The sequence below is a fragment of the Mesorhizobium sp. Arg314 genome, assembly GCF_053714275.1.
Map to the genome: position 1 here is coordinate 124796 of NZ_JBSKBP010000001.1, position 12692 is coordinate 137487.

Annotated in this window: 9 protein-coding genes, 1 tRNA gene and 1 pseudogene; 9 read left to right on the forward strand and 2 right to left on the reverse strand. The window is 64.4% G+C overall.

Annotated elements, in window-relative coordinates; genetic code table 11:
• The first annotated feature begins 84 nt into the window (after positions 1–84).
• The 9 genes from murA (at position 85) to ACWGS9_RS00640 (ending at position 6469) form a co-directional block, all read left to right on the forward strand.
• A complete protein-coding gene (gene murA / locus ACWGS9_RS00600) occupies positions 85–1377 on the forward strand; it encodes a UDP-N-acetylglucosamine 1-carboxyvinyltransferase (protein ID WP_454503404.1) in 1293 nt (430 codons plus the stop codon).
• A 348-nt stretch (positions 1378–1725) separates the two neighbouring features.
• Positions 1726–2157, forward strand: a complete 432-nt coding sequence (locus ACWGS9_RS00605; protein WP_454503405.1) for a DUF2948 family protein — start codon at positions 1726–1728, stop codon at positions 2155–2157.
• A gap of 6 nt (positions 2158–2163) precedes the next feature.
• Positions 2164–3456 carry a histidinol dehydrogenase gene (gene hisD, locus ACWGS9_RS00610; protein ID WP_454503406.1) on the forward strand — a complete coding sequence of 431 codons (1293 nt, stop codon included), beginning with the start codon at positions 2164–2166 and terminating at the stop codon, positions 3454–3456.
• 2 nt (positions 3457–3458) lie between these two features.
• Complete coding sequence (locus tag ACWGS9_RS00615; protein ID WP_454503407.1) at positions 3459–3944, forward strand: UPF0262 family protein; 486 nt, start codon at positions 3459–3461, stop codon at positions 3942–3944.
• 100 nt (positions 3945–4044) lie between these two features.
• A complete protein-coding gene (locus tag ACWGS9_RS00620) occupies positions 4045–4497 on the forward strand; it encodes an arsenate-mycothiol transferase ArsC (RefSeq protein WP_454503408.1) in 453 nt (150 codons plus the stop codon).
• A gap of 311 nt (positions 4498–4808) precedes the next feature.
• Positions 4809–5027 (forward strand): translation initiation factor IF-1, encoded by a 219-nt coding sequence (infA, locus tag ACWGS9_RS00625; RefSeq protein WP_006200926.1) that lies wholly within the window; start codon positions 4809–4811, stop codon positions 5025–5027.
• A gap of 130 nt (positions 5028–5157) precedes the next feature.
• The gene (locus ACWGS9_RS00630; protein ID WP_454503409.1) at positions 5158–5784 is read left to right on the forward strand and encodes a Maf-like protein; all 627 of its coding nucleotides are present in this window, start codon (positions 5158–5160) and stop codon (positions 5782–5784) included.
• Positions 5781–6002 (forward strand): DNA gyrase inhibitor YacG, encoded by a 222-nt coding sequence (gene yacG, locus ACWGS9_RS00635; RefSeq protein WP_454503410.1) that lies wholly within the window; start codon positions 5781–5783, stop codon positions 6000–6002. The genes ACWGS9_RS00630 and yacG overlap by 4 nt, the downstream gene beginning before the upstream one ends.
• Positions 6003–6393: 391 nt before the next feature.
• Positions 6394–6469, forward strand: a tRNA-Phe gene (locus tag ACWGS9_RS00640).
• A gap of 358 nt (positions 6470–6827) precedes the next feature.
• Here ACWGS9_RS00640 and ACWGS9_RS00645 read toward each other — a convergent pair.
• A pseudogene (locus ACWGS9_RS00645) lies at positions 6828–7272 on the reverse strand (invasion associated locus B family protein).
• Positions 7273–7517: 245 nt separating this feature from the next.
• Positions 7518–12347: an autotransporter domain-containing protein gene (locus ACWGS9_RS00650; RefSeq protein WP_454503411.1), complete on the reverse strand. Its 4830-nt coding sequence runs from the start codon at positions 12345–12347 to the stop codon at positions 7518–7520.
• Positions 12348–12692: the final 345 nt, after the last annotated feature.

The window sequence follows — 12692 nt, forward strand, 5'->3', positions numbered from 1 at the left end:
TCTTGAACCAAGCCGGCCAATGGTCTAAGCCGGGCGCATCAACCGATTGAAACCGGCCTGTTCTGGCCGAGGGGACGTTTTCTCATGGATCGCATAAGAATTGTCGGCGGCAACGAGCTGGCCGGTACCATTCCGATCTCGGGCGCCAAGAACGCGGCATTGCCGCTGATGATCGCCTCGCTGCTCACCGACGACACGCTGACACTCGAAAACGTGCCGCATCTGGCCGATGTCGAGCAGTTGATCCGCATCCTCGGCAATCACGGCGTCGACTATTCCGTCAACGGCCGCCGCGAAAAGCAGCAGGAAGGCTATTCGCGCACCATCAATTTTTCCGCCCGCAACATCGTCGACACCACCGCTCCCTATGAGCTGGTCTCGAAGATGCGCGCTTCCTTCTGGGTGATCGGGCCGTTGCTTGCCCGCACGGGCGAGGCAAAGGTTTCGCTGCCCGGGGGCTGCGCCATCGGCACGCGCCCTGTCGACCTATTCCTCGAGGGCCTGCAGGTTCTTGGCGCCGAACTCGACGTCGACAATGGCTATGTCATGGCCAAGACCAAGAACGGCCGCCTCATCGGCAACCGCTACGTCTTTCCGAAGGTCTCGGTCGGTGCCACCCATGTGCTGATGATGGCGGCCTCGCTCGCCAAAGGCGAGACCGTGCTGGAGAACGCCGCCTGCGAGCCGGAAATCGTCAATCTCGCCGAATGCCTGATCGCCATGGGTGCCAAGATCCATGGGGCCGGCACCTCGACCGTCACCATCCATGGCGTCGAGGCGCTCTCCGGCGCCCGCGTGCGGGTCATCCCCGACCGTATCGAGACAGGCACCTATGCCATGGCCGTCGCCATGACCGGCGGCGACGTGATGCTCGCCGGCGCCCGGCCCGATCTGTTGCAGACCGCGCTGGACGTGCTTGTCGAGACCGGCGCCGAGGTCACGCCGACCAATGAAGGCATACGCGTCAAGCGCAATGGCGCGGGCATTGCGCCGGTCGACGTCACGACCGCCCCCTTCCCCGCTTTCCCGACCGACCTGCAGGCGCAGTTCATGGGCCTGATGACGATGGCCAAGGGCAAGTCGCGCATCACCGAGACGATCTTCGAGAACCGCTTCATGCATGTGCAGGAGCTCGCCCGCCTCGGCGCCCACATCACACTTTCCGGCCAGACGGCAATCGTCGACGGCGTCGCCAGGCTCAAGGGTGCGCCTGTCATGGCGACCGACCTGCGCGCCTCGGTGTCGCTGGTGATCGCCGGCCTTGCCGCCGAGGGCGAAACCACGGTCAATCGCGTCTATCACCTCGACCGCGGCTTCGAGCGGCTCGAAGAAAAGCTTTCCGGCTGCGGCGCGGTGATCGAGCGGATTTCGGGCTGATTCGCAAGAAGCGGGTGCTCGAGACAAAATAAGCCTCTCGCGCGTTGGGGCGGTCAATTTTTGAAGCAGGCGCTGCCCCTCATCTGCCTGCCGGCATCTTCTCCCCGTGAACGGGGAGAAGGGGCTATTCACAGCCTTGGCGCCTTTCCCGCAACGTTCGAGATTGGCGAAATCCCTGACGAGGGCGATCCTTCTCCCCGTCACCATACGGGGAGAAGTGCCCGGCAGGGCGATGAGGGGCAGCGCAAACCTTGGGCAATTGCCTTGGGCAGGATCCGTGTCGAGGTTGCACGGACCAGAAAGACCGCCTAACAGAAGGCTGAAACCAACCTTAGGTACAAATTCCGCATGGCTCTCAAGCTCATCGCGCTCGACGACCAGGATTTGAGCATTGTCTCGGCGCATGTCCAGGACGCCGTGATGAAGGTCTCCGACCTCGAATACCTGCCGGCGGCCAAGCGCTTCGTGCTGACCATGAACCGCTTCGTCTGGGAAGCGAAATCCGGCCTGTTCCGCCAGCACAATGAGCGGCGGCAGAGCGTTCTGCATTTCGACCGCGTGCTCGGCGCCAAGACCAGCGGCGTGCCGCGCGACAAGCCGGCCGAGGTGCTGTCGCTGATGGCGATCAGCTTCATCGCCATCAGCAAGCCGGCCGGCATCGTCGAATTGGTGTTTTCGGGCGGCGGCACCATCATGCTCGACGTCGAATGCGTCGAGGCACGGCTTGCCGATGTCGGCGGCTCCTGGGAAGCCACTTCGCGACCCGTGCACAGGGGTTGAGGAGCAATGGCTATTACGCTCCGCCAGCAGGACGCCGATTTCGAGCAGCGTTTTTCGGCCTTCCTCACCACCAAGCGCGAGGTGTCGGCCGATGTCGAGGCGGTGGTGCGCGACATTGTCGCCCGCGTGCGCGCCGAAGGCGACAAGGCGCTCATCGACTATACGCTCAAGTTCGACAAAGCCGATCTCGGCGCGCTCGGCATCGCCGTCTCGAAGGACGACATCGCCAAGGCCTATGAAGCGGCCGATCCGGCCGCGATCGAGGCGCTAAAATTCGCGCGCGACCGTATCCGCTCGCATCACGAGCGGCAAAAGCCGAAGGACGACCGCTATACGGATGCCGCCGGCGTCGAGCTCGGCTCGCGCTGGACGGCGATCGAAGCCGTCGGTCTCTACGTGCCCGGCGGCACGGCGAGCTATCCGAGTTCGGTGCTGATGAATGCCGTGCCGGCCAGGGTCGCCGGGGTCGGGCGCATCGTCATCGTCGTGCCGGCCACGGGCGGCGTCGTCAATCCGCTGGTGCTGGTGGCGGCCGACCTTGCCGACGTTTCCGAAATCTACCGCGTCGGCGGCGCACAGGCCATTGCAGCACTTGCCTATGGCACCGAGACGGTCAAGCCCGTCGCCAAGATCGTCGGACCGGGCAACGCCTATGTCGCGGCGGCCAAGCGGCAAGTTTTCGGCACGGTCGGCATCGACATGATCGCCGGGCCGTCGGAAGTGCTGGTCGTGGCCGACGCCGACAACGATCCGGACTGGATCGCGGCCGACCTGTTGGCGCAGGCCGAGCATGACATATCGGCGCAATCGATCCTGGTCACCGACAACGCCGAATTCGGCCAGGCGGTCGAGCAGGCGGTCGAGCGCCAGCTGAAAGTTCTGCCGCGCGCCGAGACGGCGGCCGCAAGCTGGCGCGATTTCGGCGCGGTGATCCTGGTGCCGACGCTCGAAGCCTCATTGCCGCTGGTCGACCGGATCGCGGCAGAGCATGTCGAGCTCGCTTTCGGCGATGCCGAGGCGTTCCTTTCCAGAATGCGCAACGCCGGTGCCGTCTTTATCGGCCGGCATACGCCGGAGGTCATCGGCGACTATGTCGGCGGCTCCAACCACGTTTTGCCGACAGCCCGGTCGGCGCGTTTCTCTTCGGGTCTGTCCGTGCTCGATTTCGTCAAGCGCACCTCGATCCTGAAGCTCGGGCCGGAGCAGCTCAAGATGCTGGCGCCCGCCGCGATCGCGCTCGCCAAGGCGGAAGGGCTCGACGCGCATGCCCGCTCCGTCGCGATCAGGTTGAACATGTAGCGATGTCCGGCCACGACCAAATCCCCAACAGGCTGATCGACGTCGAGCTGGACGAAACGATCGGCCGCTCGACGCCCGACGTCGAGCACGAGCGGGCCGTGGCGATCTTCGACCTCATCGAGGAGAACAGCTTTCGGCCGGTCAGCGACGACGGCAGGGGGCCGTACAGACTGAAGCTTTCGTTGGCCGAACAGCGCCTGGTCTTTGCCGTCAGCCGCGAGAGCGGCGCCGAGGTGGTCACCCACATCCTGTCGCTGACGCCGCTCAGGCGCATCGTCAAGGACTATTACCTGATCTGCGAAAGCTATTACGAGGCCATCCGCTCCTCGACGCCCAGCCATATCGAGGCGATCGACATGGGCCGGCGCGGCCTGCACAATGAGGGCTCGCAGACCTTGATGGACCGGCTCGCCGGCAAGATCGAGATCGACTTCGACACGGCGCGCCGGCTGTTCACGCTGGTCTGCGTGCTGCACTGGCGGGGCTAGATCAGGATGACGTTTCGTTGAATCGCCATCCTGATCTAACTCTTTATTGGAGCATGATCTTCTCCGAAAACCGGTTCCCACTTTTCGGGATCATGCCCTAGTGCTGGCTGCCTTGCCGCATTCGATCCTGTTCCTGTGCGGCATGAACGCCGTGCGCTCGCCGATCGCGGAACAGTTGGCGCGGCGGATGCTGCCCGCCACCACCTTCGTCGCTTCGGCCGGCGTGCGCGCCGGCGAGCGCGACCCGTTCGTCGATGCCGTGTTGGCCGAGGAGGGTCTCTCGCTTGGCGAGCGCCAGCCCAGGGCGCTGGAGGAGTTGGAAGACGACTATTTCGACCTGATCGTCACGTTGGCGCCGGAGGCGCATCATGCAGCACTTGAGCTCACCCGCTCGCTGGCCGTCGAGGTCGAATATTGGCCGATGCCAGATCCAACCGACACCGGCGGCACGCGCGAGCACATCATGGCCGCCTATCGCGACGTGCGGGAGCGGCTGAAAGCCCGAATCAACAGGCGTTTTGCGGCGCCGAAAGCTGAAAGCGCCCCGGATTAAGCTTGTTCACAAGCGGGCGATTATCATATAGGTTCCGCCGCAAATTCCGGCCGGAGTCGGATGATTTCCGGTCTGCTCGGCCGGAAATCATCCGACTCCGGATCAAAGACTTAGAGCATGATGTCGTCCGAAAACCGCTTGACACTTTTCGGCATCATGCTCTAGGCGACGGATGATTTCCGGTCTGCTCGGCCGGAAATCATCCGACTCCGGATCAAAGACTTAGAGCATGATGTCGTCCGAAAACCGCTTGACACTTTTCGGCATCATGCTCTAGGCGCCGGAACGCCCCATCCAAGTAAAGGTATCGAATGCCGAAGGAAGAAGTCCTCGAGTTTCCAGGTGTGGTCACCGAATTGCTGCCCAATGCGATGTTCCGGGTGAAGCTCGAAAACGAACACGAAATCATCGCCCACACGGCCGGCCGCATGCGCAAGAACCGCATCCGCGTGCTGACCGGCGACAAGGTTCTGGTCGAGATGACGCCTTACGACCTGACCAAGGGCCGCATCACCTATCGTTTCAAGTAACAGTCCGGCGCGAACCTAGCCGGATGATTTCCAGGTCTGTTCGACCTGAAATCCAAATCCGGCTCCAAATCAAAGAGTGGAGCATGATGTCGTCCGAAAACCGCTTCACACTTTTCGGCATCATGCTCCCATGAGCTTCCCGCAGAAGCTCGTGCTTGCCTCGGGTTCGCCGCGTCGCATCGAATTGTTGCAGCAGGCCGGCATCGAGCCGGACCGGGTGTTGCCCGCCGATGTCGACGAGACGCCTCTGCGCGCCGAGCATCCGCGCTCGCTGGCCAAGCGCCTGTCCAAGGACAAGGCCGAGAAGGCGCTGGATTCGCTGAAAAGCGAGGACGATTATGCGCCCGCCTTCATCCTCGCCGCCGACACAGTGGTGGCGGTCGGGCGGCGCATCCTGCCCAAGGCCGAGACGATCGACGACGCCATCAACTGCCTCGGCCTGCTTTCCGGCCGCTCGCACCGGGTCTATTCCGGCATCTGCCTGATCACGCCGGGCGGCAAGCTGCGCCAACGGCTGGTGGAAACCAGGGTGCGCTTCAAGCGGCTGCCGCGCGAGGAGATCGACGCCTATGTCGCGTCGGGCGAATGGCGCGGCAAGGCCGGCGGCTATGCCGTGCAGGGTCTGGCCGGCTCCTTCGTCGTCAAGCTGGTCGGCTCCTACACCAACGTGGTCGGCCTGCCGCTTTATGAAAGCGTCGCGCTGCTTTCGGGCGAAGGGTTCAAAGCCCACCAGAACTGGCACGCTTCGCGCTCATGAGCCTGGACGACAAGGTAACGCCGCTTCGGCCAAAGCGGCCCTGCCCCGAATGTGGAAAAGCTTCCGCGCGCGAGCACTATCCGTTCTGCTCGGCGCGCTGCAAGGACATCGACCTCAATCGCTGGCTGAAGGGCGCCTATGTCATTCCCGTCCGCGATGGCGAAGAGGAAGAAGATGACAGCCCGAAGCCCGGCCCGGGGCCCAAGGACGAGGGGTGAGTGTAGGCGGCAGGCCGCCCTTTCACCGCGATTTTTCCTTCCTGACGAAATCAACGGCCAAGCGATTGTTTCAACGCAATTCCAGGGCGGAAAACCGCTGCGCATTTTTCCTGGAATTGCGCTTGTTTCACGCAATTCCGGAGCGGAAAACCGCTACGCACTTTTCCTGGAATTGCGCTTGTTTTCACGCAATTCCGGAGCGGAAAACCGCTGCGCATTTTTCCTGGAATTGCGCTTGTTTCACGCAATTCCGGAGCGGAAAACCGCTACGCACTTTTCCTGGAATTGCTCTGGACAGGCAGGATACCCGTGCTATAACCCACGCGCTTTCAAGGGGCGCCGCCCGGCGCTCTCGTGAAACCCGGCGGGCGATGCCCCTTGGCCGGCGCAGGCCCAGATAGCTCAGTTGGTAGAGCAGCGGACTGAAAATCCGCGTGTCGGTGGTTCGAATCCGCCTCTGGGCACCATCCCCTTTTCTCCCCACACCCCGTTTCGACGAAGCTTCTACGCTTCAGTACCTGCAACTAGCTGAATTTTCTTATCTTTTCGGCGCGAAAGATGCGCTTGAGCGAATTTCATCGCGGTTCGGCAAATTTCGAAATGCCGCAATACTCGGCCCGCGTCCAAGCTTCCAGAAACTGTCCGACCGCGGCGTGCTGACCGCGAGTAAGCCAAAAGTATTGCAATTGATAATTGCGTTTTCGGAATATGCATCCAGGAGTAGAATCCGGATGCTTTCGCGTGGATGTAGCGTTAGCAGGACCGGCTGGCGAAAGCGCCGGCTGATCCAACGCCAGGAAAGCAACGATCCCGCTTCCCTGGCGTCTATTCGAACGACGAGATCGAGAATGGCGTTTCCTTGCCGCCGTCGGCGATCGTCTTGACCTTCAGCGCCGATCCCGCGCGAAGGGCCTCCAGCGTCGGCGGGTCGAACGTCAGCGACACGATGCAGCCGGCAGGCACACAGGTCCGGAACCGTCGCGGCTGCATGGCCGGCTTCTCGCCGATCTGGAACACGGCGCCCGAATGGAAGCAGCAAAGTTCCGATCACGGAGTTGCTGGAGGGTGCATTCAGTTCGATCGCCAGCACACGCTGACCGTTCTGTTGAACCTGGGTCTGCGAGAGCACGCAGCGCTTGGTGGCTCCCTGCTGCTGACAGGCGACACCCCAATTCTGATAGGTCTCGTTGAGCGACGACGGCCCCGCCGAGAAGCGTAGAGGCCGCCTGTGCAAGCTGGGAGGCGCTGCGGCGGGATCGGGTCGATTCACCTCCGATGAAGCGCCAGAGCCGCGCGGCGACCTGGCAAGGGCCCTGGAACGACATAAATCGCGATGGCCGCAACGGCAACCAGCGACGCCCCTGTTGCGTGGCCACTCAACGTAAGCTTCTTCACTATGCCATCATCTTCCGTTCGCTTGCGAGTGCGGCCCTCCGGTTGCGAAAACCCGGTTCGGGAATGTTCCATCAGGCGGGGCAGGTTTTTGAGTTTGCCGCCCCCCGCGCTGAGCAGACGTCAGAACTTCATGTTGAAGACCGCCCGAACGGACTGGTCGGAGACACCGGAGGCGAACTGTCCGTTGTAGGACACACCGAGCATGGTGGCGGGGGTCAGCGCGAAGTCGAGACCCGCTTCGATGACTGCCGCATCGCGCGCGATCGGAACGCCGGCGATGGAGAACGGCGCGCCGCCCGCGAAGGCCATGGTGGAGAGCGGTGTGACGTCGCCGAAAGCATGCCGCCAGCCGAGCGTGCCCTTGGCGGTCGCGTGGATGCCGCCCAGCGTGAGGCTGTTGGAGGCGCGCAGGCCGAGCGTGGCGAAGGTGGCTTCCGTGTTCGCCGCCGCGCTGGTGAGGGCCGCGGCACCGCCCGGCTCGGTGAAGCCATCCGTGTGCAGGCTCACATAAGCGAGGTTGGCGAAGGGCTCGAAGGCGAAGTTCCCCGCGCGGATGCCGTAGCCGAGTTCACCGAAGACCTGCGCCGTGCCGGCGTTGTAGTCGCCCTTCAGGCTGTCGCTGAAGCCAGGGAAGGCAACCGTCCGGTCCGTCGAGATGTCGTGCCAAGTGTAGGCCGCGGCCGTGCGGAAGGCGAGAGAGCCCCACTGCGTCCCGCCATAGAGGCCGACATGATAGTTGTCGCTCGTGCCCGATGACCTGCAATCCCTCACGTTGAAGGTGGTGCGGCTGTAGCCGGCGACCGCGCCGAAGCGCCAGGTCTCGAACACCGGAGCGTCGGCGCCGATGAAGACGCCGCCGGTCGAGCGGTTGAGACGCGCGGCATTGCCGTCGCCGTCGCTATGGCCCCAGGAGCCGAAACCCTGGCTCCAGACCGCGAGGCGGTCGGTGGTGGCGGGCACAAGCACGGGTTCGCCGTCGGCATAGCCCATCACCGGGGCGCTCGCCGCGCCGACACCCTCGAAGGCCGCGCGCAGGCGGTCATTGACCGCATTGCGCAGGAAGCGGCTGTCCTCGATCAGCGCCGTCTTCGCCGAGGCGTGGATCTCGCCCGAGAGTTGGTCGAAGGCCGTGCGGGCCTGATCCGCCGACAGGTTGGCCACCGCGTCATAGACCGGATTGTTCCAGCCGAGGCTTTCCGTCCCGGCACCCGTCGCGATCTGGTTCAGGGTCAGCCCGATCCCATGGAAGGTGATGTCGTTGCGCCTCAGCCTCAGATAGACATTGCCCGCGTCATAGCCGAGCGTCGGATCGAGGAAGGCCAGGTTCGAGGTGACGCCCGCGAAGGTGCCGCTCACCCCGCCGCCGGCGCTCAGGATCGTATAGTCGGTCTGCGGCTTGTAGTTGCCGGCCCCCGCCAGCACGGTCACCGTGCCGCCGTCGATCGTCGCAGTGCCGGTCGCGTCGATCCGGTCCGCCTGACCCGCCGCGTTGGCCTCGACCTCGTAGATCGAGCCGGCATTGAAGGCGACGTTGCCCGCGACGTTGAGCGTGCCGATCGAGTTGCCCGGCGCGATGGTGCCCGACACCGTGGTGCCACCGACCGTGCCAATGCCTTGCAGGCGGCCGCCAGCACGCACATCGAGCGTCCCACCGAGCTTGCCATTGACCGCCAGGATGCCGTTCTCAACCGAGGTCGTGCCGGCAAAGCCGCTGGAAACGCCGGCGAGTTCGGTCTTGCCCACACCGATCTGGCGCACAGCTCCGCTGCCCGAGATGCCGCCGCCGAAGGTCAGCGCATCGCTGCGGTTGAAGGCGAGCGTGCCGTTGTTGACGACGTTGCCCACGATCGACCCCGTCGTGCCGCCATTGCCGAGTTGCAGCGTCCCGGCCGAGATCGTCGTGCCGCCGCTGTAGGTGCTGGCGCCGCTCAAGGTCAGGGCGCCGGAACCTGTCTTCGCCAGCGCGATCGAACCGGTTCCGTCCCCGATCACGCCGGAGAAGGTCGAGGCGGAATCGTTGATCGCCGTCAATGTCGCCGCTGCGCCGCTGTCATTGGTAACGATGCCCGCGCCGGAAAGATGATTCACGCTGGCACTGCCGTTGATGTCGAGGGTCGCCCCCGATGCAATGCTCGTGCCGGCGGCGGGCTGTGTGTAATCGCTGCCGTGCCTCCCGAGCCGCAGCGTGCCGCCGTCGATGGCGATGGATGAGGCGCGATGGATGACTCCGCCACCGGGGTCCAGCACGACCGTTCCGGCGTTCGTGGCTGAGCCGAAATGCACCGTCGCACCGCCGCCCGATCCCATATTGACACGGCCGCCCAACGTCAGCGTCCGGCCGGTCGAAGCCGAGACAGTGGCGAACGAGCCGGCGACGAAATTCACCCCATTGGCGAGATCCCCCGTCACCGTCGAATTGAGCGCGCCGCCGCCGGTCAGCGTCACCTCGCCTGTTCCGAGCGCCCCCATGTTGCCGATGTTCAACGTGCCTGCGTTGATCGTCGTGCCGCCGGTATAGGTATTGGCGTTGTCGAGCGTCAGCGTGCCGCCGCCCGTCTTGGTCAGGCTGTTGCCGGTTGCCCCGTCGCTCAGCGCCGAGCCGATGACGACCGAGACGGCGTTATCGACCTGGATCGTCGCGGCCGAGCCCGCGGCCGGGTTGAAGGCAAGCGTGCCGCCGTTCAGCACATAGCCGTTCGTCGAGAATTGCAGCGTGTCGAAGCTCTGCGCACCAGCGACCGTGACGGCGCCGCCGGCCGCGCCGGCGAACACGCCGACCGAACCGATCCAGCTTCCGTTGATTTCGGCCTGGCCCGGCTGGCCGGTCCAGTTGGTGCCGGCGGTGCTCCAGGCTCCGCTGCCCCCGTCGACCGTGCCGTTGCCGGTCGCATCGGTGCCGTCCCAGAACTGCATGTGCTGGCCGGCATTGAGCAGCGACAAATTCACCTGATTGGGAATGCTCGTCAGGACATCGGCGTTCGAGAACCCGGCCGCATTCACTGTCCCGAAGCTGCCGGCGAGCGCACCGCCATAGTTGAACAGGCGATAATAGCCGGCCGCCGGCGCGCCCTGCACGTTCAGCGTGCCGCCGAGCGTCAGGTTGCCGGTGACCTTGACGAGATCATTGCCGGTCACAGGATCGAGGCCGCCGACGACGCCGGGCGTGTTGAGCTCGAAATTCGAGATGGAGCCGGCCGTGAGCGTCAGCGAGCCCACGGTGAGCGTCCCCGGGCTGTGGCCCGCGGCGAGCGTGCCGCCGCTGTTCACCGTCACCGTGCCGGCAATCGTTCCTGTCCCCGACAACGTGCCGCCGCTGTTGACGATGACGGTGGCGGCGTTGCCGACCGTGTCGCCGAACCGGCCGTCGACGCGCAGCGTGCCGGCATTGACGTTCGCGGTTCCGAGGAACAGGTTGCCGACGGAGTTCGATCCCGTCAGGATCGTCGTGCCGGCCTCGACCGTTACCGACCCGGCGCCCGAAACGGTCGGCGCAAAAATGTAGTTCGAGGCCGTGTGGTTGAACACGATGCGGCCGGTGCCGGCGCCAAACGCAACCGATGCTGTGTTCAGCGTGCCGGGCGCCGCTGCCGGCTGGCCGGAGGCCGCGCCGATGTTCAGCGTGCCGGTCGAGCCGGCCCGGCTGGCAATCTCCATGCTTGAAGCGGAGACCGTGCCCCCGTTCTGGATCGCCAGTGTACCGGTGCCGAACACGCCGACCAGGAGATCGCGGGAATTGGTCCAGGACGACCTGGCGCCATCGACCGTCACGGTGCCGGTCGAGCCGGAAATGTTGCCGATGTACCCGCCGGTATTGCTGACCGTGCCGCCGTTCTGAATCGCCAGCGTGCCGGTGCCGGAATTGCCGACATAGAGATTGCTGGAATTGGTCCAGGACGAGCCGTCGACCCTCGCGGTACCGGTCGAGCCGGCGTAGTAGCCTAGAAAGCCAATGGTGTTGCTGACCGCGCCGCCGTTCTCGATGGTCAGCGCGCCGCTGCCGGAAACGCCGACATAGAGATTGCGGGAATTGGTCCAGGACGAGCCCATGCCATCGACCGTCGCGGTGCCGGTCGAGCCGGCGCTGTAGCCGAGATAGCCAATGGTGTTGCTTACCGTGCCGCCGTTCCGGATCGTCAGCGTGCCGGTGCCGGAATTGCCGACATAGAGATTGCTGGAATTGGTCCAGGACGAGCCGTCGACCCTCGCGGTACCGGTCGAGCCGGCGTAGTAGCCTAGAAAGCCAATGGTGTTGCTGACCGCGCCGCCGTTCTCGATGGTCAGCGCGCCGCTGCCGGAAACGCCGACATAGAGATAGCCGGAGTTGGTCCAGGACGAGCCCATTCCATCGACCGTCGCGGTGCCGGTCGTGCCGGAATCGGTGCCGAGATGGCCGTCGGTGCCGCTCACCTTGCCGCCGTTCAGGATCATCAGCGTGCCGGTGCCGAAATAGCCGACATAGAGATTGCGGGAATTGGTCCAGGACGAGCCGTCGACCGTCACGATGCCGGTCGAGCTCGAACCGTAGCCGATAAAGCCGGAGGAGTTGCTCACCTTGCCGCCGTTCTGGATCGTCAGCGTCCCGGTCCCGAGATAGCCGACAACGAGATCGCCGGAATTGGTCCAGGACGAGCCGGCGCCGTCGACCGTCGCGGTGCCGGTCGAGGCGGCGTTGTAGCCGAGATAGCCAATGGTGTTGCTGACCGTGCCGCCGCTCTGGATCGTCAGCTCGCCGGTGCCGGAATTGCCGACGTAGAGCAGGTCCGCTTCCGCGCCGGCTCTGTCGACCACCGTCGCATAGGGAGTGTCCGTGTCGACAACCGCGCCGACGCTGCTGTTCGGAACGCCGGCCGACCAGTTATCGGCGTCGAACCAGTTGGACGAGACGGCGCCGGTCCAGTCGGTGGCGAGCGAGGGCGTCATCGGCGCCAGTGCCAGCCCGAGCGCGGCCATGGACGTGGCGCCAAGCAATGCGCGGCTGATGCGCAGTGCGAGCCTGCAGGCGAGCAGGAATGACCCGGTCCCTAACCTCTTGCTATTGCCGCGCCCCACGGCGAATGCCGCCAGTTTTTCTTTCGCAGGGTCTACAGTCCGCTCGACTGATACCCTTCCCCTTGATGCATCCCGCACAATAAATCTCTTCCCCTGCTGCAGCGAGCGCGCGGCAGATTGCGTCCCACTAAAGGCTCTGATTTTCTTGACCTAGGCTAATTGCTGGCAACCGAACGCCATGTCATGCGGCTCCGTTACTTGGCATTCCTTGCAGTTTTCTCGAATCTACCCACCGGAAGCAAAGCG